This window comes from Ruegeria sp. HKCCSA071 (genome assembly GCF_017872555.1).
Lineage (GTDB): Bacteria > Pseudomonadota > Alphaproteobacteria > Rhodobacterales > Rhodobacteraceae > Ruegeria.
Map to the genome: position 1 here is coordinate 15,632 of NZ_JAEDOX010000005.1, position 25,641 is coordinate 41,272.

The 25,641-nt window shown below is 55.5% G+C and carries 26 protein-coding genes and 1 pseudogene; 15 read left to right on the forward strand and 12 right to left on the reverse strand.

Annotated features, from left to right (window positions below; translation table 11 throughout):
- The first annotated feature begins 9 nt into the window (after nt 1-9).
- On the forward strand, nt 10-1,242 hold the full coding sequence (locus tag I9188_RS12165) for an IS110 family transposase (RefSeq protein WP_209508321.1): 1,233 nt from the start codon (nt 10-12) through the stop codon (nt 1,240-1,242).
- A gap of 263 nt (nt 1,243-1,505) precedes the next feature.
- On the opposite strand, the pseudogene I9188_RS12170 reads toward I9188_RS12165, so the two are convergent.
- Nucleotides 1,506-2,187: pseudogene (locus tag I9188_RS12170) on the reverse strand (transposase); the annotation flags it as partial.
- A gap of 275 nt (nt 2,188-2,462) precedes the next feature.
- Here I9188_RS12170 and I9188_RS12175 point away from each other — a divergent pair.
- The 5 genes from I9188_RS12175 (at nt 2,463) to I9188_RS12195 (ending at nt 8,759) form a co-directional block, all read left to right on the forward strand.
- A complete protein-coding gene (locus I9188_RS12175; RefSeq protein ID WP_348540336.1) occupies nt 2,463-3,407 on the forward strand; it encodes a glycosyltransferase family 2 protein in 945 nt (314 codons plus the stop codon).
- 384 nt (nt 3,408-3,791) lie between these two features.
- Nucleotides 3,792-4,589: an inositol monophosphatase family protein gene (locus tag I9188_RS12180; protein ID WP_209506864.1), complete on the forward strand. Its 798-nt coding sequence runs from the start codon at nt 3,792-3,794 to the stop codon at nt 4,587-4,589.
- Between the two features lie 4 nt (nt 4,590-4,593).
- On the forward strand, nt 4,594-6,288 hold the full coding sequence (locus I9188_RS12185) for a Na/Pi cotransporter family protein (protein ID WP_209506865.1): 1,695 nt from the start codon (nt 4,594-4,596) through the stop codon (nt 6,286-6,288).
- A 153-nt stretch (nt 6,289-6,441) separates the two neighbouring features.
- A complete protein-coding gene (locus tag I9188_RS12190) occupies nt 6,442-7,542 on the forward strand; it encodes an alpha/beta fold hydrolase (RefSeq protein ID WP_209506866.1) in 1,101 nt (366 codons plus the stop codon).
- Nucleotides 7,539-8,759, forward strand: coding sequence for an MFS transporter (locus I9188_RS12195; protein ID WP_209506867.1), 1,221 nt, complete (start codon nt 7,539-7,541; stop codon nt 8,757-8,759). Before I9188_RS12190 ends, I9188_RS12195 begins: the two co-directional genes overlap by 4 nt.
- On the opposite strand, the gene I9188_RS12200 is transcribed toward I9188_RS12195, so the two are convergent.
- From I9188_RS12200 to I9188_RS12210, 3 genes are read right to left on the reverse strand one after another with little or no spacing between them, the layout of a single operon-like run.
- Nucleotides 8,756-9,343, reverse strand: coding sequence for a Smr/MutS family protein (locus I9188_RS12200; RefSeq protein WP_209506868.1), 588 nt, complete (start codon nt 9,341-9,343; stop codon nt 8,756-8,758). The two genes, I9188_RS12195 and I9188_RS12200, sit on opposite strands and share 4 nt — an antisense overlap.
- Nucleotides 9,343-10,383, reverse strand: a complete 1,041-nt coding sequence (locus I9188_RS12205; RefSeq protein WP_209599626.1) for a murein transglycosylase A — start codon at nt 10,381-10,383, stop codon at nt 9,343-9,345. The genes I9188_RS12200 and I9188_RS12205 overlap by 1 nt, the downstream gene beginning before the upstream one ends.
- A complete protein-coding gene (locus tag I9188_RS12210; protein WP_209506870.1) occupies nt 10,380-11,042 on the reverse strand; it encodes a Tim44/TimA family putative adaptor protein in 663 nt (220 codons plus the stop codon). Before I9188_RS12210 ends, I9188_RS12205 begins: the two co-directional genes overlap by 4 nt.
- Before the next feature lie 108 nt (nt 11,043-11,150).
- On the opposite strand from I9188_RS12210, the gene I9188_RS12215 reads away from it, so the two are divergent.
- Together I9188_RS12215 and secB are read left to right on the forward strand one after the other, a co-directional pair.
- Nucleotides 11,151-11,651, forward strand: a complete 501-nt coding sequence (locus I9188_RS12215; RefSeq protein ID WP_209506871.1) for an FxsA family protein — start codon at nt 11,151-11,153, stop codon at nt 11,649-11,651.
- Between the two features lie 54 nt (nt 11,652-11,705).
- Nucleotides 11,706-12,206, forward strand: coding sequence for a protein-export chaperone SecB (gene secB / locus I9188_RS12220; protein WP_209506872.1), 501 nt, complete (start codon nt 11,706-11,708; stop codon nt 12,204-12,206).
- Between the two features lie 24 nt (nt 12,207-12,230).
- Here secB and dnaQ read toward each other — a convergent pair whose 3' ends face one another.
- From dnaQ to I9188_RS12240, 4 genes are read right to left on the reverse strand one after another with little or no spacing between them, the layout of a single operon-like run.
- On the reverse strand, nt 12,231-12,953 hold the full coding sequence (gene dnaQ, locus I9188_RS12225; protein ID WP_209506873.1) for a DNA polymerase III subunit epsilon: 723 nt from the start codon (nt 12,951-12,953) through the stop codon (nt 12,231-12,233).
- Complete coding sequence (gene coaE, locus I9188_RS12230) at nt 12,946-13,539, reverse strand: dephospho-CoA kinase (RefSeq protein ID WP_209506874.1); 594 nt, start codon at nt 13,537-13,539, stop codon at nt 12,946-12,948. Before coaE ends, dnaQ begins: the two co-directional genes overlap by 8 nt.
- On the reverse strand, nt 13,536-14,369 hold the full coding sequence (locus I9188_RS12235; protein ID WP_209506875.1) for a shikimate dehydrogenase: 834 nt from the start codon (nt 14,367-14,369) through the stop codon (nt 13,536-13,538). Before I9188_RS12235 ends, coaE begins: the two co-directional genes overlap by 4 nt.
- A complete protein-coding gene (locus I9188_RS12240; protein ID WP_209506876.1) occupies nt 14,366-14,965 on the reverse strand; it encodes a nucleoside triphosphate pyrophosphatase in 600 nt (199 codons plus the stop codon). Before I9188_RS12240 ends, I9188_RS12235 begins: the two co-directional genes overlap by 4 nt.
- A 404-nt stretch (nt 14,966-15,369) precedes the next feature.
- On the opposite strand from I9188_RS12240, the gene I9188_RS12245 reads away from it, so the two are divergent.
- From I9188_RS12245 to I9188_RS12275, 7 genes are all read left to right on the forward strand, one after another.
- Nucleotides 15,370-15,819: a CopD family protein gene (locus tag I9188_RS12245; protein WP_209506877.1), complete on the forward strand. Its 450-nt coding sequence runs from the start codon at nt 15,370-15,372 to the stop codon at nt 15,817-15,819.
- A gap of 122 nt (nt 15,820-15,941) precedes the next feature.
- Nucleotides 15,942-17,213, forward strand: coding sequence for a transcription termination factor Rho (gene rho / locus I9188_RS12250; protein ID WP_209506878.1), 1,272 nt, complete (start codon nt 15,942-15,944; stop codon nt 17,211-17,213).
- Nucleotides 17,214-17,244: 31 nt separating this feature from the next.
- Complete coding sequence (mnmE, locus tag I9188_RS12255) at nt 17,245-18,531, forward strand: tRNA uridine-5-carboxymethylaminomethyl(34) synthesis GTPase MnmE (RefSeq protein WP_209506879.1); 1,287 nt, start codon at nt 17,245-17,247, stop codon at nt 18,529-18,531.
- Between the two features lie 12 nt (nt 18,532-18,543).
- Nucleotides 18,544-20,412 carry a tRNA uridine-5-carboxymethylaminomethyl(34) synthesis enzyme MnmG gene (gene mnmG / locus I9188_RS12260; protein WP_209506880.1) on the forward strand — a complete coding sequence of 623 codons (1,869 nt, stop codon included), beginning with the start codon at nt 18,544-18,546 and terminating at the stop codon, nt 20,410-20,412.
- Complete coding sequence (gene rsmG / locus I9188_RS12265; RefSeq protein ID WP_209506881.1) at nt 20,409-21,029, forward strand: 16S rRNA (guanine(527)-N(7))-methyltransferase RsmG; 621 nt, start codon at nt 20,409-20,411, stop codon at nt 21,027-21,029. Before mnmG ends, rsmG begins: the two co-directional genes overlap by 4 nt.
- Nucleotides 21,022-21,825 carry an AAA family ATPase gene (locus tag I9188_RS12270; protein ID WP_209506882.1) on the forward strand — a complete coding sequence of 268 codons (804 nt, stop codon included), beginning with the start codon at nt 21,022-21,024 and terminating at the stop codon, nt 21,823-21,825. Before rsmG ends, I9188_RS12270 begins: the two co-directional genes overlap by 8 nt.
- Nucleotides 21,826-21,845: 20 nt before the next feature.
- On the forward strand, nt 21,846-22,742 hold the full coding sequence (locus I9188_RS12275) for a ParB/RepB/Spo0J family partition protein (protein WP_209506883.1): 897 nt from the start codon (nt 21,846-21,848) through the stop codon (nt 22,740-22,742).
- On the opposite strand, the gene I9188_RS12280 is transcribed toward I9188_RS12275, so the two are convergent.
- From I9188_RS12280 to rph, 4 genes are read right to left on the reverse strand one after another with little or no spacing between them, the layout of a single operon-like run.
- Nucleotides 22,732-23,085, reverse strand: coding sequence for a YbaN family protein (locus I9188_RS12280; protein WP_209506884.1), 354 nt, complete (start codon nt 23,083-23,085; stop codon nt 22,732-22,734). The two genes, I9188_RS12275 and I9188_RS12280, sit on opposite strands and share 11 nt — an antisense overlap.
- Nucleotides 23,086-23,087: 2 nt before the next feature.
- Nucleotides 23,088-24,242, reverse strand: a complete 1,155-nt coding sequence (gene hemW, locus I9188_RS12285; protein ID WP_209506885.1) for a radical SAM family heme chaperone HemW — start codon at nt 24,240-24,242, stop codon at nt 23,088-23,090.
- Nucleotides 24,232-24,846, reverse strand: coding sequence for an RdgB/HAM1 family non-canonical purine NTP pyrophosphatase (gene rdgB / locus I9188_RS12290; protein WP_209506886.1), 615 nt, complete (start codon nt 24,844-24,846; stop codon nt 24,232-24,234). Before rdgB ends, hemW begins: the two co-directional genes overlap by 11 nt.
- Complete coding sequence (rph, locus tag I9188_RS12295) at nt 24,843-25,556, reverse strand: ribonuclease PH (protein WP_209506887.1); 714 nt, start codon at nt 25,554-25,556, stop codon at nt 24,843-24,845. Before rph ends, rdgB begins: the two co-directional genes overlap by 4 nt.
- Nucleotides 25,557-25,641 lie beyond the last annotated feature (85 nt).

Here is a 25,641-nt window from a genome sequence, read left to right on the forward strand (position 1 = left end):
AGACCGACTATGACCAAGAACACTATTGCACAGGCTGAGCCTGTTTTGGTGGCGTTTGATATCGCAAAGGCGCGCCATGAAGTTTTGATCGCCGTTCCAGGCAAGAAGCGCCGCCGCCGATTGACCGTGTTGAACCAGCTCGACGACTTCAACCGATTGATCGCCACACTGTCGGAGTATGACCATCCTGTCCGCGCAGCTTTTGAGGCCACGGGTAATTACCATCGCGCCTTAGCATACCGGCTCGGCGCTGCTGGTTTCGACGTGAAGTTGGTTTCGTCAGTTGCATTGGCCCGCACCCGGGAGGCTCTGAACAACAGTTGGGACAAGAACGACCCGAAGGATGCGCAGGTCATCTTGCACATGATGCAAATCGGGAACGAGCAGTTCTATCACGATCCACTGTTGTGCGGCACAAACGATCTTCAGGAACTGTCCAAAACGCACGACATCGTTTCCCGCTCGAAGACCGAGTTGTGGCATCGCATCTTGACCCACTATCTGCCTTTGTATTGGCCCGAGGCTGAACGCTTTCACCGCAGTTCGCGCAGTGATTGGTTCTTTGCCTTCCTGGAGCGTTATCCATCACCACACTTCATCTCAGCTATAGATCAAGAGACATTCATTGCCGATGCATGGGAGGTTGTCGGCCGCAAGGTCTCAAAAGAGCGTTTGCTTGCAGATATTTATAAGACGGCCAAGTCCTCTGTGGGCCTGCCCATTGCACCGGACTCTGATGCCGCTCGGATGTTCAGGCTCGTTCTCGCTGAGGGGCGCAACCTGATTGCCCAGCGTAATGAGATCGAGGGCCGCGCTGTCGAACTACTCAAGGACAACAAGGACTATCTGCTGCTGACATCCATCCCGGGAATCGGGCCGATCAATGCGCTGACTATCCTGGCAGAAGCTGGTGATCTGCGACGCTTTCAACATCACCGACAATTCTTGAAGTTCTGCGGTATGGACCTTGCAACCGTCCAGTCCGGGACCTTCCGAGGCCAAACCAAGCTGTCAAAGTATGGCAATGCCCGGCTACGACGGACACTCTGGATAGCTGGCCAGGTGGCCATCATGCAAAATACCAACAGCTTCCGTGATAAGTTTGAGCGTTACATCGCCAAGGATCGGCAAAATACCCATTTACGCCGCAAGGCGTATACCGCAATCGCCGCAAAGATGGCCCGCACCGTGCATGGGATCATCAAACGCGGCGAACCCTATCGTCCCTTCTTTGAGGGATGATCGACGGCAGAAGGACCTTTCTCTGTGCGTGCCGTAGAGGCGGGCTTTCGACCTCGTAGATAATGTTCAGGCCTTCTGCTCAACGACCCGAAGATCTCGTCTTAAGGACGGTGAGAGCCGCAAAAGCGTACTCTGTGTTTGTTATGGGAGAGACATGTTGTTGACCAAAATGCCGAACTGACACACATTCAAACGTGCTGGAACGTTTCAGCATGCCAATGACTTGATGCCAAATCAGCCAATCATTCCGAACATAGGACGTTATCCACTCGTACCGTCGCTGGGAAGCCAATCTGCCGACACACCCGATCCAGTGTGGCAACAACGTCTTCACCCTTGTAGCTGAACCTTGGGTCGATTACGGGTGAGGCGCGCGAGAATGTATCGACCACGGTCAGGACGCGAAGTTTACGGCCAGTCGCAAGCTGGTCATGGACGAAGTCCACGGCCCAGACATCATTGGGCCTCACGGCATCCGAGCGATCCTCCCTCAGTTTTGCCTTCACCCGCCGTTTTGGCGATTTGTTCCGCAATTGCAGCCCCATCTCGCGGTAAATCCTGTAGACCTTCTTGACGTTGATCGGCCAACCCTCGCAGCGCAACACCTTGCAGGCGCGCCTGACAGACACCCGCCAGTCTTCCCGAACACCGTCGATAAGCTCGCGCTTCCGATCCAACCTAAGAGCTTTCGCTTGATAACGTCCTGCAACATCTCACGGTCCAGGGTCAAATCGGCCACGATCCGTTTCAAACGGTTGTTCTCGTCTTCCAGTTCACGCAGGCGACGCATGTCAGATGGCAACATACCCGCATACTTTTCTTCCAGTTGAAGCAGGTCGCAGAGCTGATCCCGGCCTCACGGCACACTTCAGCAACCGTCTTGCCGTCTTCAACCTGCTTCAAAACAAACGCCTTCTGCGCGCCTGTAATTCTCGCTGCTTTCATCGCCTCCGCCCTTCTCCCAGCCAAGGACTCGTTGCGGAAAACTCTAATCAAAAATGGCCGGAAAATGGGTTTCAGAGCAAAAGGTCTATCCCGGTTGGTGGGCCACTTTCAGGAGGCTACTCCAAACCCTGACGACGGACACGGCACGAAAATTGATGGAATACGGAACGCGAAAATGCCTTAGGCGAGGTCGGGGAATCTACTGATCATCACCCAGCGCATTGGCCAATTTGGATTGCAAACAATAACTTGACGATGCCTATTGGACCACTTAGGTGAGGCAGATCTGGCTTGCTAGAAAAGTCTTTCCAGGGAAAGACGAATTAAAACTAGTTCAATATCATCGATTTTGTGAACTGACGACGAACGGACAAGCATTGGAACCGCAAGTTACAATTATCAGTGTAACCTACAACAGCGTCAGCACTCTTCCTCAGATGCTGGCGTCGGTTCCCGATGGTGTTCCCATAGTGTTAGTCGATAATGGCTCGGACGATTTAGAAGAGCTAGAGCGGCTCGCACAACTCAAGAACGCCAAACTCATTCTAAACGACCAGAACGTGGGGTTTGGGGTAGGGTGTAACCAGGGTGCGGCCGGGGTCGAGACCGAGTTCTTGTTGTTTTTGAACCCAGATGCGCGCTTGTTGAAGGGAAGCTTGGAGAAGTTGCTGGCGGGTGCAGACCGGCACAAAACTGCCTCAGCGTTCAATCCGGCATTTACCCAAAAGTCTGGCAAAGGGTTGCTGAAACGATCCAGCGTATTGCTACCACGTAAAAAATGGTTGCGCAGTATTGAAGCCGACACTGATCTGCAGGTTCCTATATTGTCCGGCGCAGCATTGCTTGTGCGCCGGTCTGCTTTCGAGAAGGTCGGTGGATTCGACGCAAATATCTTTTTATACCATGAAGATGACGACATCTGTCTGCGCTTGGATGAACAAGTGGGGCCTTTGTTTTTCCTTCCCGAAGCTGAAGTAACCCATATTGGGGGCGAGTCTTCTCCTAGAAGCCCAAAGGTTGCCGCCATCAAAGCCTGGCACATGGGGCGCTCGCGTGTTTACGCTGCACGCAAACACAAACGTCCAGCTCCTTTTTTGCATGCGTTTTTGAGCGCCTTGCTGCAGGCAGTTTCACCTTTGGTTTTGTTTTCAGAACGAAAACGCGCCAAACAAATGGCTTTCTTGCGAGCTGTATGGTCGACGCGGTACACGTCTTCATAGAATTTGGGCAAACAGCACGAGTGAAAATGAGCGGCTTTGTTTCATGCCTTCCAACCCCAAATTGACCTCTGGCCTTTGGGCTAGATTTTTTTGCAAACAACCAACATAAATCTGCAAAAAGCGTAAGCCGCGCCATTTTCAAAGCCCACATATTCACCACGGTTTTAAGGAAATATGAGATTTTACTGTTGTTTTTGGTTGATTTTGTGGAATAATGTGGAATTTATGACAATACTTGAGAGCAGATGCAGCAAGGCTCATTCCGGACAAAAAACGAATACCGAAGTACTTGTGTTTGGGTTACTCGCATGCCGATATCTCCAAGGATTTTCTAAACTGTCGCTCCCCAGATCTACACCTCATCACGACACAGGATAGAATCGAATGCTGAATCCAAGGACCTCACAGGCTGACGAAAGCACCGACCTGCTGTCTCATGCGGTAAAGATAGCCGACTTGGCCAGCGAAGCGGCGCGGGGGTATTTTCGTGGCGCGCTGGGGGTTGAGTTCAAATCGGATGAAAGCCCGGTGACACAGGCCGACAGGGGTGTTGAAGCGCAGGTACGCTCCTATCTTGGGCAGCATTTCCCCGATCACGGCATTTTTGGCGAAGAACATGGGTTCGAGGGGAAGGATTGCCGCGAGGTTTGGATCATCGACCCGATTGATGGAACCCGGTCATTTCTGTCAGGGCATCCGTTGTTTGGGTTTCTGTTGGGTCATCTGGTTGACGGCAAACCGGATATCGGCGTGATCGGCATGCCAGCGATAAATGAAGTATTTACCGGCGCCGTTGGTCAGGGCGCCACGTTGAATGGCCGTGAGATCACGACTTCGGCCCAGACGCGGCTGGATCAGTCCATTCTTTTCGTAAACGAAGGGGACAAGATCTATCGCGATCATCCGACGTTATTCGACAGGCTGATGCATTCTGGACAGACCAGACGGTTCGCCTATGATTGCTACCCCCATGCCCTGCTGGCGGCGGGCCATGTGGATGCTGTGATCGACTATGATCTACAGCCCTATGATTACCTGCCAGTGCTGGCCGTGGTTGAAGCTGCGGGTGGGGTGATGACAGATTGGCAGGGTCGGCCGCTTGACCTGAGTTCGGACGGCGGGGTGATTTCAGCGGCTACACCCGAGCTGCACGGGGAAATGCTGGACATGGTAAACGGGTAAGATCATGGCGATTGTAAGCTTTCTCATCAGCCTGGCCGGAGCCACGATGCTACTGCTTTATGCAGTGCGGATGGTCCGCACGGGGATCGAGCGCAGCTATGGGGCTTCGTTCCAGCGCCTCATGACGGGCCAAAGCCATTACGCGCAGGCGTCAATGGTCGGCGTTTTAATGGCGGTGGTTCTACAAAGCTCGGCGGCAGTTGCCCTTTTGACATCGGGTTTTGCTGCCGGAGGGTTCCTGACCTTTCCCACCGGTCTTGCAATCGTGCTGGGCGCTGATCTCGGTTCGGCGCTGATCATTCAGGTTTTGTCATTCCAGCTGGGTTGGCTGATACCGTTGCTACTGGCGGTTGGCGGGTATCTCTTTGTCAAGACCGAGGCCAAGAAGCCCCGGCAATTGGGGCGCATCCTGATGGGGATTGCGTTCATCCTGATCTCATTGCGCTTTTTGCGCGAAGCCATGGACCCGATCCGGGACAGTGCCTTCTTGCCTGCCGTCGCCGAGTATCTGGCGCGCGACTATATTACAGCGTTTCTGGTTGGCGGCGCGCTGGCCTTTGTCATGCATTCCTCGGTCGCGGCGATCCTGATGTGTGTGACGCTGGTTCAGATCGGCGCAATCCCGTTTGCCGCCGGGCTCTCGCTGGTATTGGGGGCCAACTTCGGTTCAGCCTTTATACCTGTTTGGCTGAGCAGGGGGATGGAAATGCCTGCCAGGCGCATACCCTTTGCCAACCTGGCCTTGCGCGGCAGCTGGGCGATAATCACCCTTTTCGCGGTGACTGCGGCACTGCGTGCCGGTGTTCTGGGGGATTTGCAGGGCGGGCAGATGCTGGTCAATGCGCATCTTGCGTTCAATGCCTCGTTGCTGCTGCTGGCACTGCCGTTCTGCGGGCGTTTGCGCGCGCCTTTCGAGCAGTTTTTTCCGGATCCGAAATCTGCGAACGCGCTGGCCCAGCCAGGTCGCCCGGCCAGCGCGCTGGACGTGCGCACTGCCGGCAGCCCGTCTCAGGCGCTGTCCAGTCTCAAGCGTGAACTGCTGCGGATGAGCGATCTGGTCGAGTCGATGTTCCGCCCGTCACTGGAATTGTATCGCAGCGGAGACAAGGACCAGATACGCGCCGTAAGGGACATGGACGAGGAGGTGAACGACTGCCTGTCGGGTATTCGAAAATTCGTGGCCGCCATTCCCGAAGAGACGTTCGGAAAGCGGAACGCAAAAGTGGCGCGCGACCTGATGGAATACGCAATCCGGCTGGAAACCGCGGGCGACGTTGTTGCCAAGCGGCTGACTGTCCTGGCGGGCGACATGCGGAAGAAAGGCGCTTCATTTTCGAAAGAGGGTTGGTCGGAACTGGTTGAGATGCACGAAGGCATCCTCGCCAACCTCAAACTGGCCTCAAACGTTCTGATCTCGGATGATCTGGAAAGCGCCCGCCTGCTGAGCCTTGAGAAAACCGAAATCAAACGGGCTGAGCGCGACAGCCGCAAACGCCACCTCAGACGTTTGCAGCATGGCAGTACGGAAAGCTTTGAGACCAGCGACATCCACCTCGAAACTTTGCGCGCTTTCCGGGAATTCAACAGCCACATCGCCGCTGTGGCCTATCCGATCCTCTATCGGAACGGGCAATTGCTTGAAACCCGACTGATCGAAGAAATGCCACGCAAAGAGCAGGGCGAGGACACAGAGGTCTAGGCTAACAGCACCGGCAAAGGTCGGTTTCGTACGGATACGGTCTGTTACAGATTGTAACCGCTCGGGCTGGTTCTTGCCGCTTTTGCGTATGGCCACGCTGGACGCGAGATTAGAATAGGGTAGCGTGTCGGCAATTGGTTCCGGGGGCTGTCCGTGTTGCGTTTCTTAATCTTCATTCTGTGCCTGGTCTTGCTGGCGGCATGTGTTGATCGCACCGTATCCGAAACGCTTCCATCCGCCTTGGAAATCGGAACTCCGGAAACAGTTTTTGCCGCCACGACACGTGCACGCGAGCCCGATGGCGCGTATGGATTCCGCCGCGCAGAACGCCTGCAGTTTCTGGAAACCACCGTTTCGATACCACCGCGACGTTCACCGGGAAGCCTTAAATTCTCATACGCAAACCCTGACCCGAGAAAGCAGTTCGTACTGGCAGAGATAAATCAGCTAAGCGGGCCGCAACAGCTAAAGGACAGGCTGATTGGAGCTGACGAAGTCACGATTTTTGTGCATGGCTATAACTCCACTCAGACAGAGACATTGTTCCGGGCCGCTCAGCTGTCGCACGATATCGGTATACCCGGTCAGATCCTTGTCTATTCATGGCCCAGCCGCGCGACGGGCTATGGTTATGCCTATGATCTGGACAGCATGTTGTTTGCCCGTGATGGGCTGGAAGAAACCATTCGTCTTCTCAAGTCGATGGGCATCAGGCGGGTGGCCCTTGTGGCGCATTCAATGGGCGGCGCGCTGGCTATGGAGATGATACGGCAAACCGAACTGAAACAGCCGGGCTGGGCAAAGCGAAATCTGGAAGGCCTTATTCTGATCTCGCCCGATCTGGATGTGGATGTTTTTCGGTCGCAGATGAACAGTATTAAAAATCCTCCTGATCCTTTTGTCCTGATGGTGTCCAAGAAAGACAAGGTCCTGAACGTCTCCGGCCGCCTGAGGGGAACCGCAGATGGCGAAAGGTTGGGCAATATCGGATCGGCCGAGAAGCTGTCTGAATATCCGATAGAAATCGTGGATACGACCGCCTTCAACGGCGATGCGGAATCTTCCCATTTTGTGGCCGCCACGTCGCCAGCGCTGTTGACAATCCTTCGCTCCGTGCGCCGGGTCAGCGAAACCTTTGGGCGCGAAGACCGGCGCGGGATTGACATCCTCGTACCACCGAACCAGCGCAATCCGGTTGGCGCCACAGAAATCGTGCTGACTGAAACCGGTCAGGCCCAGGTAAGCAATCCGTGACGCGGGTTTCCCTGCACCGGTTTCTTGTGGACAACGCGACTTGGCTTGCGACCGGCGTTTTGCTGACATTTTTGTCCAGCTTCGGGCAAACCTTTTTCATCTCGGTCTTTGCTGGTGAAATCCGCTCTGAATTTGGCCTCAGCCACGGCGCATGGGGCGGGCTGTACACGTTGGGCACGACCCTGTCTGCAATCGTGATGATCTGGGCCGGAGGGTTGACGGATATCTTCCGCGTACGGGTTTTGGGCCCAATGGTGCTGGCGGGGCTTGCATTGGCCGCCATTGCAATGGCGCTGAACACCTGGCTGCTGCTGTTGCCATTGGTGATCTTTCTGCTGCGGTTATTTGGGCAGGGGATGAGCACGCATCTTGCCGTGGTCGCAATGGCGCGCTGGTTCACGGTTACGCGGGGCAAAGCGCTTTCCATCGCGTCCACCGGCTATGCGCTTGGCGAGGCGTTGCTGCCGCTGATCTTTGTTGGTGCCATGGTCTATCTGGACTGGCGTTGGCTGTGGGTTGCCGCGGCGGGCATCACGGCGCTGGGTATTCCGATCCTGATGCGGCTGCTGCGCGAGGAGAGAACCCCGCAAAGCCTTGCCAACGCGTTTTCAGCATCGGGAATGCAGGGAAAACACTGGACCCGCCGGGACGCTCTGTTCCATCCTCTTTTCTGGCTCATGGTGCCATCAGTGCTTGGGCCATCCGCATTCATCACCGCATTTTTCTTCCATCAGGTTTATCTGGCTGATGTGAAGGGGTGGCAGCATATCCAACTGGTGGCCCTGTTCCCGATCTTTACCGGAATATCTCTGTTTTCCATGTTTGTCGCAGGATGGGCGCTGGATAAATGGGGAACCGCCCGGATCATGCCCTACTACCAGCTTCCGATCGCACTTGGGTTCGTCATTCTGGGCATGACAAACTCGATCAGCGGCGCAACCCTAGGGCTGGTCTTCCTGGCTTTGACCGTTGGGGCAAACAGCACATTGCCCAGCGCATTCTGGGCCGAATTCTACGGAACCCGACATATCGGTGCGATCAAGGCGATGGCCGCGGCTGTCATGGTTCTTGGATCAGCCATAGGTCCCGGCCTGACTGGCGTCCTGATTGACCTTGGCATTTCGCTGAATACGCAGTTCATCTGGATTGGCGTATTCTTTGTGCTGGTATGCATTCTGGTCCAAACCGGCATTTCCCGCTCCCGGCGGGATCTTTAGCGCACTCGCCTGAGATAGACGTAATAGGCGCCGTCGCCGCCATGGCTGATATGCGCGGGTGTGATCTGCATCACCGCCTGCGCCAACGGCGGTATGGACAGCCAGTGCGGCACCTGATTGCGTAGAACGCCGCGCGGGGTGGGGATCGGGCCAGGTTCGTCGCGGTCCTTGCCTTTGCCAGTTACCACCAGAACCAGTCGCTTACCTTGTGCCTGTGCGTTCAGGATAAAACGGATCAACGCAGGATGGGCCGTATCAACCCGCATACCGTGAAGGTCCAGCTTGCCTTCGGGCTTAAGCTTACCGCGCTTCATCCGGCCAAAAGCCTTGATATCCATCTGAACAGGCGCGGCGCGCAGCGCATCCGTCACCGATGGCTTCAGATCTTTTGGATTTGGTTTCGGTTGAAGGTTCTGACCAAGCTCAAACACCTCAAACCGGGGTTTTGGTGTTTTTCTGGGTCTGGGTTTCGGCAGTGTGGTCGGATGGACGGTCTGCGGACTGTCCGGATGCAGCCGCTCGGCCTGTTTGGTGACCTTGCGCCAAAGCTCGATCTCATCGGTTGTCAGTTTGCGCCGGGTCATCAGAATTCATCCGGCAACAGGGCATAGGCGCGTTGAATGGGCAGCAACAGAACCATCCGACCCGGATCTTTCAGTTTGCCCGCAGCCTGCCCGGCCTCTTCACCGGTTCCGAAAAAGATGTCGGCCCGTTGCGCACCTTTGATCGCCGCGCCTGTGTCCTGCGCAATCATAAGCCGTCGCAACGGTTTTTCACCGTCCTTTTCCACCCAAACAGGTGCGCCCAATGGTGTATAGGCGGGGTCCGCCGCAATCGAGCGCATCGTCGTGATCGACCGGTTCATTGCCCCCAAAGGTCCAAATTCAGGAGCAACGCGTGAGACTTCGCGAAAGAAAACGTATGACGGGTTGTGAAGCAGCAACTCGGCACCGGCCTCGGGGTTCTTGCGCACCCAGGCGCGGATCATCTGGGCGCTGACCTCATGCGCACCCAGAACCCCACGTCGCACCAGTTCAACACCGATCGACCGATAGGGGTGACCATTCGCGCCACCATATCCAACCCGCAGCGCACCGCCATCCGACAATCGAATACGGCCCGAGCCCTGAATTTGCAGAAAGAACAGCTCGACAGGGTCGTCGACCCAGGCGATCTCTAGCCCGCGGCCCTGCATCACATCACCGGTGAGGATGTCACGACGGCTCAGCCATGGTCCTTCGGCACGGGCTTCGGGCGGCATCTTGTAGATCGGGTATTTGAAACGATCTGTCCGGGTGCGCGCGCCGTCAAGCTCGGGTTCAAAATAGCCGGTAAAAAGGCCTTCTTTGTCATCTTCGACCAGAACAGGGCGGAAGAATAACTCGAAAAAGGCGCGGGCGGCATCCGGTTCATATGTTCTGGCCACACCACACAAGGCGCGCCAATCCGGATCATCCAGATCACCGCACGTGTTCAGAAAAACGGAAAGGGCCGCGCCGTGATCATCTTCGGCCCAGCCCCGCAGATCGTCAAACGACAGTATGGATCGCGTTGCCTCGGCTTCGGCAGCGCTGGCGATGGTCATTGCACCCACCAGAAAAAGCGACCGAAGCGTTGCAATCATGCGTCCGTGGCGACAAGCAGCCAGTTCGGATCGTCCTTGCCCATGACCCGAGCAAAGGTCCAGCTGTCTTTCTGGCGCTTCACGGAATTCGGGTTGCCTTCGACGATATCGCCTCCGCGATCCCGAACGACCGAGGTCAGCTCCCCCACGAACTTCATTGTGATTTCGGCCTGGTTCGTATCCTTGTCGAATTTCACATCCGTCAGGGTGGTTTCCCGTACGCCGATGAATTCAGCCTCGATGGTCAGGCCCTGATCTTCGCGCGCTGCCACGACCGAAACGAAAGTCTCGAACACTTCTTCCGACAGGAAAGGCTGGATTTCATCCAGATTACCCCTTTCAAACCCCATCACAATCATCTCATACGCACCGCGCGCACCCTGAACGAACTCACTGACCGAAAAACCGGGCTCGACCCGTTTCATCGCAGCCAGTGTTTGCGCCTGTTCGCTGTCTTCGGCGACATGGTCGGTAATGTCATGATCCGGGCCGCCATCGATCACCTCGAAACCGCGGCGCGATTTATGGGCTTCAGGCTGTTGCTGCACAGGCGGTTTTTCAAATCCTTCACGCGTGCCCAATACGCTTTTGAGGCGCAGGATCAGGAAAATGGCAATTCCGGCCAGGACCAGGAGCTGGATCATAGGGTTGTCGCTCATTTCATTCTCTTTTCAACGCCGCGACTTTGTATACACGGCCTCATGCCACTATGTAGGTGACAGTGAGTGGCAAGTCCACAGCCCGGCCTAAGGGAAAGGATAACGCAAATGTATCTGTTCTTGGCATTTTTGTTGGTGCCCATAATCGAAATCGCGCTGTTTATTCAGATTGGTGGTTTGATTGGGTTGTGGCCGACACTTGCCATCGTAGTGCTGACCGCGGTTCTGGGCACGGTTTTGGTGCGGACACAAGGTCGCATGGCGCTTGGACAGCTGCAACGGTCCTTTGCCGAATTGGACGATCCAACCGAACCGCTGGCCCATGGGGCAATGATCCTGTTGTCGGGCGCTTTGTTGCTGACACCAGGCTTTTTCACTGATGCCGTTGGTTTTGCGTTGTTAGTTCCCGGTGTCCGCATCGCCGTGTTCCGGTATCTGAAATCCAAGGTTACCGTGACCCAGTTCCAGATGGGGCCGGGCCCCGGATATCAAACCCGGGGGAACCCGTTCGATCAGGGCGATATCATCGATGGGGAATTTACCGAAGTTCGGCCAAAAAAAGACCCCTCGAAGCCTTCGAAATGGGTGGAAGGCCCCCACCAGCATTGAGGTGCCGCGCCCAACTTGCTAAGCAGTGGCGAATTTCATTTTTGGAGTAGATCCATGGCCGAAGAAAACGCTGCAGAAAACACTGCGGCCCAAGCCGCCCCGCAGGTTCAGATGCGTGTTCTGGGGCAGTTCATCCGCGATATGTCCTTTGAAAACGTGATGGCGCAAAAGGGCGTTTCCGGAGACGTACAACCCGAAATCGCCGTTCAGGTGAATCTGGACGCCAAAAAACGCGCGGCGGACCATCAGTTCGAAGTTTCGATCAAGTTGAACCTGACATCCAAAGCCAAAGGCATGGATGACATTCTGTTCCTGTGCGAACTGGACTATTGCGGCATGTTCCATGTGGAAGGTGTGCCAGAAGATCAGCTGCACCCGTTCCTGATGATCGAATGCCCGCGCATGTTGTTCCCGTTCCTGCGCCGCATCGTCAGCGACATCACCCGCGATGGCGGCTTCCCGCCGGTCAACCTGGACAATATCGATTTCGTTGCGCTCTATCGCAATGAATTGATGCGCCGTCAGGCCGAACAGGCCCAAAAAGCCGACGCGTAAGGTTTTAACCCGCGCCTGTCCGGATCAGGCGCGGGTCCACAAGGCGTTCTCGCCCAGTTTTTCCACGAAAGCTTCATGTGCTGCGCGCTCATCCTCGGTGATCCGGGATGGCAATGGTGTGCTGCGCGGTGTGGCTCGCCAATCATCGCTGCCACCATCCACAGAAGATGCGGATGTCGACAGTCCAAAATCAGGCTGCCGTCCACCGATCAATTCCAGGTAAACCTCGGCCAGAATTTCCGAGTCGAGCAACGCGCCGTGCAGCACACGGTTCGAGTTGTCGATATTGAATCGACGGCACAGCGCATCCAGTGATGCTGGCGAACCGGGGAACCGTTTACGGGCAATTGCCAGTGTATCCAACGCCTGCTCCATCGGGATAAGCGGGGCGCCCATCCATTTCAGCTCGGCATTCAGGAACTTCATGTCGAATGAGGCGTTGTGGATTACCAACCGCGCATCGCCAACAAATTCGCGAAACCCGTGGCCAACCTTTGCAAAGACCGGCTTGTCTTTCAGCGTCACTTCGCCTTTTTCCGGCGGGCGCGGGGTTTCCAGCAGATCGGGACCTATACCATGCACGCCAAACGCTTCTTCCGGCATCGAGCGTTCGGGGTTGATATAGACGTGATAGGTTTCACCGGTGGCAACGTGGTTCCACAGCTCAACGGCGCCGATTTCCACGATCCGATCCCCGCTTTCGGGGTCAAACCCGGTGGTTTCGGTATCCAGTACAATCTCACGCATGTGCCATCCCCGCCCGTATCTGCCTGACTACATCCTGCACCTGCGCGCGGGCGTGGTCCAGAGTATCGGTCACGATCACAAAATCCGACCGTGCGCATTTTTCGTCGTTCGGCATCTGCTTGGCGCGGATTTGCTCGAACTGCGCCTCGGTCATTGTTCCGCGTTCCATGACGCGCCGTTTTTGGTCTTCGGCCGGGATAGAAACACAGGCCACCGCATCCATTGCTGCATCGCCGCCCGTTTCAAACAAAAGTGGAATATCGAACACCAAAATGTCGCTTGTTGCGCTTTCGCGAAATTCTGCGCGGTCAGCAGCGACAAGTGGATGCACAATCGCCTCAATCGTTTTCAAGGTGACCGGGTCATCCGCGATGATCCGTTTCAACGCGTCTCGGCTAACCACCCTATCTCGTATCGCATCGGGAAAGGCTGCCCGCATTGGTTCAACCGCTGCTCCACCAAGGGCATACAGCCGATGCACCGCCGCATCCGCATCCCACAATGCGCACCCTTCTTCAACGAACATTTGCGCTGTGGTACTTTTCCCCATACCGATTGAGCCTGTCAGGCCAAGCGCAAAACTCATGCCAGGGCCGCCGCGCGCGTATCTGCGTCTACCTCGGGGCGGACACCAAACCAGCGTTCAAATCCGGGAACGGCCTGATGCAGCAACATCCCCAGACCATCGACCGTGGTGCATCCGGCCTCCTCGGCGGTTTGCAGCAAGCGGGTTTTCAACGGGGCATAAACCAGGTCCGTTACCACGGCACCGGGCTGCAACCCGTCCAACGGCACGCGAAGCTCTGGCTGGCCCTGCATCCCCAATGAAGTTGTGTTGACCACCAGTTCAGCATTTTCAATGACATTCCCCGCCTGAACCCAATCGATAACTCGAATGCGTTGGCCGAATTCTTCCTTCAGATGATCCGCGCGGGCGCGTGTCCGGTTGGTCAACAGGATTTCCGGCACCCCGGCATCAGACAAAGCCTGCAATACGGCACGGGCAGCACCCCCGGCACCAAACACAACCGCCGGGCCATCTTTCGCATTCCAGTCAGGCGCGCCGCTGCGCAGGTTTTCCATAAACCCGTACCCGTCGGTGTTATCTGCGTGGATCGAACCATCAGTTCGGAACACCAGCGTATTTGCAGCACCGATCACGGTTGCACGGTCAGAAACGTGATCTGCGATCTTCAACGCGGCTTCTTTGTGCGGAACGGTCACGTTGGCCCCGACAAAGCCTGCTTTGGGCAGGGTTCGCAGCACAGTCTCCAGATCCGCAGAGGCGACGTCCATCGGGATATAATGCCCGGCAAGCCCATAGGTCTTTAACCAATGGCCGTGCAGCTTGGGTGAGCGCGAATGCCCGATGGGATGCCCAATCACTCCGGCCAAAGGAACCCGGTTGTCTGTCATTGCTCGATCACCCCTTTGACAGCCAGAAAGTTGAGAAGCTCTAACAGGGGCATACCCAAAACGTTAAAATAGTCGCCGTCAATGGTGGCGAACAGGCGGACGCCTTCTTCTTCCAGCTTGTAGCCTCCGACGGCATGGCGAATGCTGTCCCAGTTCCGCACAACATAGTCTTTCAGATATGCATCAGAACTGGCCCGCATCCGCAAACGCACCTGCCCTACATGCCGCCAGATCGGTTCACCATCCTGATAGATCACAGCTGCTGACAAAAGCATGTGCCGCTTGCCGCGCATGGCTTTCAGTTGGGCCAGCGCCTGATCCGGGGTTTCGGGCTTTGACAGCAGCTGCCCTTCGAAATCCAGCACCTGATCACACCCGATCACCATGGCACCGGGGTTCTTGTCACTGACCTTACGCGCTTTGATCTCGGCCAGCGTATCGGCAATATCGCGTGGTGAGGCATTTTCCGCCAGCAACGCCCGTTTGACCGCCTCCTCATCCACGCGCGCCGTTTGAACTGCAAACTGCACACCTGCGTTCTTGAGCAATTGCGCGCGAATAACAGATCCCGAAGCCAGAAGAATGGGGACAGACATGTGGAAAACCCCGTGTGCAAATCGATAAGAGTTCTGGGGTGTTTTGTATGGTTTTCCGGTTGACACGCAACCCCGGGAATTTTGTGGCAAAGATCCCCGAGTCGCTCAAATCTCATCCTGTCAGGACAAGGATAACTCCAACTCTTGGGATAACAGATGTATCCAGTGATACCCATCGGTTTATCCACAGATCAGATTTACCTGATCCATCTTAAATTAATGATTTATAACAATTTTTCGTACTATCAACAGAATCACTGGCGATCTCAGATATTCTGTCCCCCTGGGGAAAACGCTAGGGTAAAAAAGTAATCCACGGATTTCTGGCACCCTACAAAACCATCATCCTTTTTCTTTTCTTATTTTTTTATTAGGGAGGGTTCCGAACAACGTTCGGAGCCGGCATGACAGACCTTCTTTTCACGATTTACCCGTGGGTGAAGTCATTACATATCATGGCCGTGATCTCATGGATGGCGGGCTTGTTCTATTTGCCCAGACTGTTTGTCTATCACGTCGAAAAAGCGCAGGCTGTAGAGGGAGCGCAAGACATCTTCTTTGAAATGGAAGACAAGTTGCTGCGGGTGATCATGCGCCCCGCGATGGTCGTAACCTGGGTATGCGGGCTGATCATGGTGTTCACACCGGGGATCGTCGGATGGGATTTTGCATGGCCCTGGGTAAAAGGCGCGGGCGTGATCGCGATGACCTGGTTCCACCATTGGCTTATGGCCCGAAGGAAGGATTTTCTGGCAGGCCAGAATAAGCTCACTGGGCGGCAGTATCGCATGATGAACGAGGTTCCGACCATTCTGATGGTAGCTATCGTTCTGGCGGTCATTCTGAAGTTCTGAACGCCTGTTTGACTCCGAACGGCGCTGCGCTTATGTAGATCACAACACGCCCGTCCGGGCGGCGTATTTTCCGTACTGAAATTCCACTTCAAGCCGCGTTCTCAGCGGTGAAGGTATGTATCATGTCCAATGAATCCCTGAATCTGGCCGACCTGAAAGCCAAAAGTCCCAAAGACCTTCTGGCAATGGCCGAAGAGCTGGAGATCGAAAACGCCTCGACCATGCGTAAGGGCGAGATGATGTTCCAGATTCTGCGCGAACGTGCCGATGATGGCTGGACCGTCGGCGGTGATGGCGTACTGGAAGTACTACAAGACGGGTTCGGCTTTCTGCGCTCGCCCGAAGCGAACTATCTGCCGGGTCCCGATGATATTTATGTCTCGCCCGATATGATCCGTCTGCACTCATTGCGGACCGGGGACACGGTTGAGGGTGAGATCAAGGCGCCGGACGAGAATGAGCGTTATTTCGCACTGACCAAAGTCACCATGATCAACTTTGAAGATCCCGAAAAGGCCAAGCACAAGATCCTGTTCGACAACCTGACGCCTCTGTACCCGGATGAGCGTCTGAAGATGGAAATCGAAGACCCCACCATCAAGGACAAGTCGGCGCGTGTGATCGATCTGGTTGCGCCGATCGGTAAAGGTCAGCGTTCACTGATCGTGGCACCGCCGCGGACCGGTAAAACCGTGATCCTGCAGAACATCGCGCATTCGATCGAACAGAACCATCCGGAGTGTTACCTGATCGTCCTGCTGATCGACGAACGCCCGGAAGAAGTGACCGACATGCAGCGCTCGGTTAAGGGTGAAGTTGTGTCGTCTACCTTCGATGAGCCCGCGACGCGTCACGTGGCCGTGTCGGAGATGGTCATCGAAAAAGCCAAGCGTTTGGTCGAACATAAACGAGATGTTGTTATTCTTCTCGACTCGATCACAAGACTTGGTAGGGCCTTTAACACAGTGGTCCCGTCCTCGGGTAAAGTTCTGACCGGTGGTGTGGACGCAAACGCTCTGCAACGGCCCAAGCGATTCTTCGGTGCGGCGCGGAACATTGAAGAAGGTGGTTCGCTGACCATCATCGCTACCGCACTGATCGATACCGGCAGCCGGATGGACGAGGTAATCTTCGAAGAATTCAAAGGTACTGGTAACTCGGAAATCGTTCTGGACCGTAAGATTGCAGACAAACGCGTGTTCCCGGCGATCGACATCCTCAAATCGGGAACTCGGAAAGAGGACCTGCTGGTCGAAAAGGGCGATCTGGCCAAGACCTTTGTTCTGCGCCGTATCCTCAATCCGATGGGCACCACCGACGCAATCGAGTTCCTGTTGTCGAAGTTGAAACAGACGAAGACAAATGGTGAGTTCTTCGATTCGATGAACGCCTGACACAGGTCTTAGACCCCAGCGAGGCCTTCGAATGGATACGATATTCGCCTTGGCCAGCGCGCAAGGCAAAGCAGGGGTGGCGGTCATTCGCCTCTCTGGCCCCGAAGCACATTCCGCAGCCGCATGTCTGAGCGGCGCGGAACTGCCCAAACGTGGAATGGTCTTGCGCACTCTGCGGGACCAAGATGGATCACGACTGGATGATGGTCTGGTTCTGACCTTTCAGGCACCGGCAAGTTTCACCGGTGAAGACGTGGCAGAACTTCAGATCCACGGCAGCACGGCCTCGGTCAATGCGGTTCTGCGCTGTTTGTCGAACACCGATGGGCTGCGACTGGCGGACCCGGGTGAGTTCACACGCCGGGCCCTTGAAAATGGCAAGATGGATCTGACACAGGTCGAAGGCCTGGCAGATCTAATTGACGCGGAAACCGAGGCGCAGCGTAAGCAGGCCCAGACCATTCTGGCTGGTGAGCTTGGCACGCTGGCCGAGCGGTGGCGGCGCGATTTGATCCGCGCGGCATCGTTGCTGGAAGCTGTCATAGATTTCGCTGATGAAGACGTCCCCACCGACGTCACACCGGAAGTCCGCACTTTGACAAGCGGAGTTCTGGCAGATCTTCTTCGAGAAGCAGACGGGGTGAGGATCGCCGAGCGTATTCGTACCGGATTTGAAGTGGCTATTGTCGGTCTTCCCAATGCAGGAAAATCAACACTGCTGAACGCGCTTGCGGGGCGCGAGGCTGCGATTACCTCGGAATACGCAGGCACAACCCGGGACGTGATCGAGGTTCGAATGGATTTGGCGGGCTTGCCCGTGACATTACTGGATACGGCCGGGTTGCGGGATACTGAAGATCACGTCGAAAACCTAGGGATCGAGCTGGCTCGAAAACGGGCAGATGCAGCCGACCTGCGTGTTTTTCTGGCCGAAGCACCGGAAGATCTGGGTGTGGCCATGCAGGATGGCGATATCCATGTTTTGCCTAAAGCAGACCTGAGGGAAGGTAGGACTGAGGGTGTTTCGGGAAAGACAGGACAGGGGATTGATGCGCTTGTCGACCAGATTTCGTGGGTATTAAGAGAAAGAACCACTACAAATGGTATAGCCACGCGTGAGCGCCATCGTGCTGCGATGAACAAGGCATCGGATTCACTTACTGCTGCGACCACGGTTCTGGAATCAGGCCCGGACCTGTATGATATCGCTGCGGAGGAGTTAAGAACCGCTATACGGGCGCTTGAATCTCTGGTCGGCAGAATAGATGTCGAGACACTGTTGGATGAAATCTTCTCCAGCTTTTGTTTGGGAAAATAAGGATTGTTTCACGTGAAACATTCAAACTTTGATGTCATCGTGGTTGGGGCCGGCCATGCCGGTACGGAAGCCGCGCATGCTGCTGCCAGGATGGGTGTGAAAACCGCTTTGGTGACTTTATCTGCGACTGATATCGGCGTCATGTCCTGCAACCCGGCCATCGGTGGGTTGGGAAAAGGACATCTGGTACGAGAGATTGACGCGCTAGATGGCGTAATGGGCCGTGTTGCTGACCAGGCTGGTATTCAGTTTCGACTGTTAAACCGGCGAAAAGGTCCGGCTGTTCAGGGTCCCAGAACGCAGGCTGATCGCGCCTTGTACCGGGCGGCGATGCAAAACGAAATCAGCAATCAGGAAAACCTGTCCGTTATAGTTGGGGAGGTTGTAGACTTTCTGATGAACGGACACCGTGTCGCCGGTGTCGTGCTCGGAGATGGGTCGGAAATTCACGCGAAAGCCGTTGTTCTGACTTCCGGAACCTTTCTGCGCGGCGTCATCCATATCGGCGACGTGTCACAGGCTGGCGGACGGATGGGAGATCGCCCGTCCATAAAACTGGCCGAGAGGTTGGATAGCTATAACCTTCCGTTGGGACGCTTGAAAACCGGCACACCGCCGCGTCTGGATGGGCGCACGATCGACTGGTCGGGTTTGGGAAAACAGAACGGGGATGAGGATCCGACCTTGTTTTCTTTCCTGTCAATATCGGTTGTCGCGCCTCAGATCTCCTGCGGTATTACACATACCAATGCAAAGACGCATGAAATCATCGAAGCAAACCTCTCAAAATCGGCGATGTATGGCGGCCATATCGATGGCATAGGTCCAAGATACTGCCCTTCGATCGAAGACAAGATTGTGCGCTTTGCAGATAAGGACTCGCATCAGGTTTTCCTTGAGCCCGAAGGCGTAAATGACCACACGATTTATCCCAACGGTATTTCAACGTCACTGCCTCAGGACGTGCAATTGGAATATGTTCGGTCGATCAAAGGGCTTGAAAAAGCGGATATTCTGCAACCGGGCTATGCGATTGAATATGATTATGTGGACCCACGTGTCTTAACTGCGTCCTTGTCACTACCCGACGTTCCGGGACTATATCTGGCAGGGCAGATCAACGGGACCACAGGATATGAGGAGGCAGCGGCACAAGGGATGGTTGCTGGTCTCAACGCGGCGCTGGACGTTCAGGGCCGCGAACCGGTCTTTTTCACAAGATCAGACAGCTATATTGGCGTAATGATAGACGACCTGACGACTCGTGGTGTGGCAGAGCCCTATCGAATGTTTACCTCTAGGGCTGAATTCCGTCTGTCTTTGCGCGCAGACAATGCCGATCAACGGTTGACGCCGATTGGGTTGGAACTTGGCTGCGTCGGAGAGAAGCGTCAGGCGCATTTTGAAAAGAAAATGAGCCAGCTTGATGCGGCGAAATCCAAGCTGACCGCACGCACATACACACCAAAGGAAGTTCTTTCAGCCGGGATCAACGTCAACCAGGATGGAAACCGCCGAGATGGAATGGCGATTCTGGCATTTCCGGATACATCCTTCGAGGACTTGATCCCTCTGATACCTGATCTACAAGATGTAGACTTGGCGATCCGGCTTCAAATCGAACGCGACGCGCTTTACGCAAACTATATCGATCGGCAAAAGCGCGATGTCGAGGCCATGAAGCGGGATGAATCCTATGTTATCCCACGTGAGTTTGACTATTTTAGCTTGGACGGGCTGTCTTCTGAGATGAAGCAAAAACTGTCGCAGGCCAAGCCATCAAACATAGCGCAAGCAAGCCGTGTCGAAGGCGTTACTCCTGCTGCGCTGACCCTTGTCCTGGCGAAATTGCGCCGGGATCAACGAGCACGCCAGGCATGACGGTCGATTATTCCAAGTTTGATGGCTTGAATGTTTCACGTGAAACATTTGAGCGTCTGAAAATCTATGTTGATCTGATGAACCGCTGGAACCCCAGGATAAATCTTGTTTCACGCAATAGTCTGGAATTCATCTGGGACCGACATATTCTGGATTCTGTCCAGGTTTTTCGATGCGCTGAAACGTTTGACACCTGGGTGGACCTTGGCAGTGGCGGCGGGTTCCCCGGAATGGTGTGCGCCATCATTTCTGCCGAGGAGGTTCCGGCCGCCAGTTTCTCTCTTGTGGAGAGCGACCAGAGAAAATCGGCTTTTCTTCGTAACGTCGCCCGTGAATGTGGCGTGTCGTGTAAAGTGATTACCAAGCGGATCGAGGAGGTTGACCCCCTGGGCGCAAACATCGTTTCGGCGCGTGCGCTGGCGGATCTGCGTACACTGTTATCATTTTGTGACAGGCATTTAGGTGAAAATGGGACCGCGCTGTTGCCCAAAGGTGCAAGCTGGAAAAAAGAGCTGGAAGAGGCGCGTGAGGAATGGAATTTCGATGCTGAGGCCATTACAAGTTTAACTGAACCTCAAGCCGTTATCCTTAAGATCAAAGGAGTATCACGTGGTTGATCTGTCTCGACCGTCCGGACCCCGGATAATAGCGGTTGCCAATCAGAAGGGCGGAGTAGGGAAAACAACCACAGCAATCAACTTGGCGGCAGGGTTAGCCGAAGCTGGTTGCAGGGTATTGGTGGTTGACCTTGATCCACAGGGGAATGCATCCACCGGATTAGGGGTCGAAGATCGGGATTGGACCACTTATGACCTCATCCTGGACGACGCGCCTTTGGAGGCAGTGGTTCAGGAGACGGAGATTGAAAACCTTTTGGTTGTCCCTGCAACGGTTGACCTGAGTTCGGCGGATATCGAGCTGATTTCCAACGAAAAACGCAGCTATTTACTGCACGACGCGCTGCGTCAGACGGCGGTAGATGCGTTTGAACTGGATTTCATCCTGATTGATTGCCCGCCGTCACTGAACCTCTTGACGGTAAATGCGATGGTTGCCGCCCATTCTGTCCTTGTGCCGCTGCAAAGTGAGTTCTTTGCATTGGAGGGTCTTTCGCAATTGATGTTGACGATCCGGGAGGTCCGGCAAACTGCGAATCCAGACCTGAGAATCGAAGGTGTTGTGTTGACCATGTATGACAACCGCAACAACTTGTCCCGTCAGGTCGAAAAGGATGCGCGTGACAATTTGGGCGAGATGGTTTTTAAGACGAAGATACCCAGGAATGTGCGGGTCAGCGAGGCGCCATCCTATGCGCTGCCGGTATTGCAGTATGACTCGGGATCACTTGGTGCGATGGCGTATCGGCATCTGGCCCGTGAGATTATGCATAAGAACAACAAGACCGCAGCATGAGCGGTGGTGAGGAGGCCGACATGAGCACCAGGAAAGCGAAATCCAGAGGGTTGGGCCGGGGATTATCCGCACTCATGGCGGACGTTAATCCAGAGGCGGGTAACCGGGTATCATCTGACGCGCGCAGACCTGACCTTAAAGTTCCGATTGAAAAGCTGAAGGCAAACCCCAATCAGCCGCGACGTACGTTCCAGCCCGAACAACTGGATGAGCTTGCCGCGTCGGTCCGGGAAAAAGGTATTATCCAACCATTGATCGTACGTCCAACAGGGGCCGGAGAATACGAGATTGTCGCTGGTGAACGCCGGTGGCGGGCGGCTCAGATGGCGCAGCTGCACGAGATCCCGGTGATTGTGCGCGAATTCGATGATACCGAGGTACTGGAAGTTGCGATCATCGAAAACATCCAGCGCGCTGATCTGAACGCGGTGGAAGAGGCCGCCGGCTACAGGCAGTTGATGGATCGTTTTGGGCACACGCAGGAAAAGCTTGCCGAGGCATTGGGGAAAAGCCGCAGCCATATTGCGAACCTGTTGCGGCTTTTGTCTCTGCCAATTGACGTGCAAACTCTTGTTATTGAAGGGAAATTGTCGGCTGGTCATGCGCGCGCACTGATTACGGCGGAAAATCCCTCGGAATTGGCAAAGCAGATCGTCAAGGATGGCCTGTCTGTGCGCGCGACCGAGGCGTTGGTCAAGAAACAGCAGCAGGGCGACACTGCACGACCTGCTCCCAGATCCAGGAATCTGGATGCCGGTAAAGATGCTGATACGCGCGCGCTGGAAAAAGACCTGTCCGCTATTTTGGCCATGAAAGTCTCAATCAACCACAAGGCGGGAACGGAATCCGGTCAGGTTGTTCTGACATATGAAAACCTGGATCAGCTTGACGATCTTTGTGCAAAGCTCAGCCGCTAGGGCGTGTCCAGATAAATATAAGGACGCCGCCCAGAACAATGACCTGAAGGATCAGCACGAAGGGCGGAACGGATAAGAGCAAAGACACTCCGAAAACGGCGGCGATCGATAAGGTTGCTGCCTTTTTTGCGGCCGGACGTATTGCACCCGAACTCTGCCAATCCAGTATCATTGGCCCGAAAATCCGGTGCGACAGAAGCCAGTTGTGCAACCGTGAGGAGGATCGCGCAAAGAAAAACGCTGCCAGCAACAAAAATGGAACTGTTGGAAGAAGAGGCAGTACAACCCCAATTGCGGCCATCGCAACGCAAAGCAATCCCAGCCCCGCCCAAAGATACTGCATATCTAGCCCATCAATTCCCGGATTACAGCATTCAGCACGGCGCGCCCCGCTGGTGTTGCTCTGAGTCTGTTGTTATCACGTTCAATCATGTTAATGCCGACCAGATGGTCTACGGATTCGTCTGAAAGTGGACGGCCTGACAAGGCTGCCCACCTACCTATATCTAGTCCTTCTGAAATCCTCATACCCATCATAAGGTATTCGTTCGCCTGTTCTTTAGGTGAAAGGACATAGCGCTTCTTTTCTCCGTCACCCTTCGTGGCGGCGTCAAGCCAACGTTGCGGATTCAATTGAGTCTCGGTCGCGTGTTTTTGACCATCCACAGTAATCCGCCCATGAGCGCCGGGGCCAATGCCGACATAATCTCCGTAACGCCAATAGACCAGATTGTGCTGCGACTCTGCACCGGGGCGGGCGTGATTGGACACCTCATAGGCGGGCAGGCCGTGTTTCTCGCAAATCTCTTGTGTTGCAAGGTACATGTCGGCCGCACTGTCATCCTCGGGCAAGCCGCGCAGTTTTCCGACAGCATAACGATCGGCAAAAGCGGTGCCATCTTCGATTGTCAGTTGATACAGCGACAAGTGATCCACGGCCATGGACAAAGCGTCGTTCAACTCGGCCCGCCAGGCATCCAGCGTTTGGTGCTGTCTGGCATAGATCAGGTCAAAGCTGACCCGTTCAAAACAATCACGGGCGATGTCAAAGGCGGCGCGTGCCTCGGCCACAGTGTGAATCCGCCCCAAGCGGCGCAGGTCTTCGTCGTTGAGCGCCTGCACGCCCATCGATATCCGGTTGACACCTGCATCACGATAGGCCGCGAACCGCCCGGCCTCGACCGATCCGGGATTTGCCTCCAGCGTGATTTCCATGGTGTTGGAGGGGCGCCAGAGCGCACGGGCCTCACCGATCACGGCAGCAACGGTTTCCGGGTCCATCAGCGACGGGGTTCCACCGCCGAAAAAGATCGTGTTCAGCACCCGATCCGGGGTTTCGACGGCCGAGCGCCGCAATTCGCTCAGATAGGCGGTAAGCCATTGTTTTTGATCAATATTATTGGAAACGTGGCTGTTGAAGTCGCAATAGGGGCATTTGGCCTCGCAAAAGGGCCAATGCACGTACAGGCCAAAGCCCCCGCTGCGCCAATCATCCGCCAAAGCAGCCTTTCACGAACTTCTCAACCGCGCGACCGCGATGGCTGATCTTGTTCTTTTCCCAGCGATCCATCTCGGCAAAGGTAATGTCGTATCCTTCGGGAACAAACATCGGATCGTAACCGAATCCACCTGCGCCGCGGATGGGCCAGACCAAATGACCGGGGGCAACGCCCTCAAACACCTCATCATGCCCATCAGGCCAGGCCAGTACCAGTGTGCTTCGGAATTGCGCTGTGCGGGGATGGGGGGCGTTCTTTGCCTCAAGCTCAGAATGGGCGCGGGTCATCGCCATCAGGAAGTCGCGCCCATTGGCGGTTTCGGCCCAATCAGCGGTATAAATGCCCGGCGCGCCATTCAGGGCGTCGATGGTGATTCCGGAATCGTCTGACAGGGCAGGCAGCCCGGTTGCTTTTGCAGCGGCGTGGGCCTTGATCCGGGCGTTGCCGACAAAGGTGTCCTCGGTCTCTTCCGGTTCGGGCAGGCCCATGTCCGCCGCACCCACAACCGTCACGCCAAAAGGCTCGAGGAGATGCGCCATCTCCTCAAGCTTGCCTTTGTTGTGGGTCGCGACCAACAGCCTGTCGCTGTCAAACTTACGGGTCATGTGGTGGCGGCTTTCTGGGCTGCGGCCAGCTCGGCAACGCCTTTTTCCGCCAGATCCATCAGCTGATCCATCTGGGCGCGGCTGAATACAGAACCTTCGGCACTCATCTGAACCTCGATCAGTTTGCCTGACCCGGTCATGATAAAGTTGCCGTCGACACCGGCCTCGCTGTCTTCCGGATAGTCAAGGTCCAGCACAGGCTGGCCCGCATAAATACCGCATGACACGGCGGCGACCGGATCAACCAGCGGATCTGAAATCACGTCACCTGCCTTCATCAGCTTGTTGACGGCCAATCGCAGCGCAACCCAGCCGCCGGTGATCGAGGCACAGCGGGTGCCGCCATCAGCCTGGATCACATCGCAATCAACGGTGATCTGCCGTTCGCCAAGTGCAACCCGGTCGACGCCTGCCCGCAGGGCGCGGCCGATCAGGCGTTGGATTTCCACTGTCCGCCCGCCTTGCTTGCCCGAGGCCGCTTCACGCCGCATCCGGGTGTTGGTGGCGCGGGGCAGCATACCGTATTCGGCGGTGACCCAGCCTAGCCCCGAACCCTTGATGAAAGGGGGTACCCGATCTTCGATCGTGGCGGTGCACAGCACATGGGTGTCGCCCATCTTGATCAGGCAGGAACCTTCGGCATGTTTGGTGAACCCCGTTTCAATTGAAACGGCGCGCATTTCACTTAAGTCTCTTCCAGAGGGTCGCATGGGAAATCCTTTGTTTGCTGGGTTGGGGATACCGCCCCGCAGCGTTACGATGCAACCCCGATTGACCTTTCATTTGCCTGCTATT

Excerpts from the sequence above, each read along its gene's own strand:
- I9188_RS12165 (WP_209508321.1), top strand. The coding sequence starts at position 10 with ATGACCAAGAACACTATTGCACAGGCTGAGCCTGTTTTGGTGGCGTTT.
- I9188_RS12180 (WP_209506864.1), top strand. The coding sequence starts at position 3,792 with ATGCTGAATCCAAGGACCTCACAGGCTGACGAAAGCACCGACCTGCTG.
- I9188_RS12185 (WP_209506865.1), top strand. The coding sequence starts at position 4,594 with ATGGCGATTGTAAGCTTTCTCATCAGCCTGGCCGGAGCCACGATGCTA.
- I9188_RS12200 (WP_209506868.1), bottom strand. The coding sequence starts at position 9,343 with ATGACCCGGCGCAAACTGACAACCGATGAGATCGAGCTTTGGCGCAAG.
- I9188_RS12205 (WP_209599626.1), bottom strand. The coding sequence starts at position 10,383 with ATGATTGCAACGCTTCGGTCGCTTTTTCTGGTGGGTGCAATGACCATC.
- I9188_RS12210 (WP_209506870.1), bottom strand. The coding sequence starts at position 11,042 with ATGAGCGACAACCCTATGATCCAGCTCCTGGTCCTGGCCGGAATTGCC.
- I9188_RS12215 (WP_209506871.1), top strand. The coding sequence starts at position 11,151 with ATGTATCTGTTCTTGGCATTTTTGTTGGTGCCCATAATCGAAATCGCG.
- secB (WP_209506872.1), top strand. The coding sequence starts at position 11,706 with ATGGCCGAAGAAAACGCTGCAGAAAACACTGCGGCCCAAGCCGCCCCG.
- dnaQ (WP_209506873.1), bottom strand. The coding sequence starts at position 12,953 with ATGCGTGAGATTGTACTGGATACCGAAACCACCGGGTTTGACCCCGAA.
- coaE (WP_209506874.1), bottom strand. The coding sequence starts at position 13,539 with ATGAGTTTTGCGCTTGGCCTGACAGGCTCAATCGGTATGGGGAAAAGT.
- I9188_RS12235 (WP_209506875.1), bottom strand. The coding sequence starts at position 14,369 with ATGACAGACAACCGGGTTCCTTTGGCCGGAGTGATTGGGCATCCCATC.
- I9188_RS12240 (WP_209506876.1), bottom strand. The coding sequence starts at position 14,965 with ATGTCTGTCCCCATTCTTCTGGCTTCGGGATCTGTTATTCGCGCGCAA.
- I9188_RS12245 (WP_209506877.1), top strand. The coding sequence starts at position 15,370 with ATGACAGACCTTCTTTTCACGATTTACCCGTGGGTGAAGTCATTACAT.
- rho (WP_209506878.1), top strand. The coding sequence starts at position 15,942 with ATGTCCAATGAATCCCTGAATCTGGCCGACCTGAAAGCCAAAAGTCCC.
- mnmE (WP_209506879.1), top strand. The coding sequence starts at position 17,245 with ATGGATACGATATTCGCCTTGGCCAGCGCGCAAGGCAAAGCAGGGGTG.
- rsmG (WP_209506881.1), top strand. The coding sequence starts at position 20,409 with ATGACGGTCGATTATTCCAAGTTTGATGGCTTGAATGTTTCACGTGAA.
- I9188_RS12275 (WP_209506883.1), top strand. The coding sequence starts at position 21,846 with ATGAGCACCAGGAAAGCGAAATCCAGAGGGTTGGGCCGGGGATTATCC.
- I9188_RS12280 (WP_209506884.1), bottom strand. The coding sequence starts at position 23,085 with ATGCAGTATCTTTGGGCGGGGCTGGGATTGCTTTGCGTTGCGATGGCC.
- rdgB (WP_209506886.1), bottom strand. The coding sequence starts at position 24,846 with ATGACCCGTAAGTTTGACAGCGACAGGCTGTTGGTCGCGACCCACAAC.
- rph (WP_209506887.1), bottom strand. The coding sequence starts at position 25,556 with ATGCGACCCTCTGGAAGAGACTTAAGTGAAATGCGCGCCGTTTCAATT.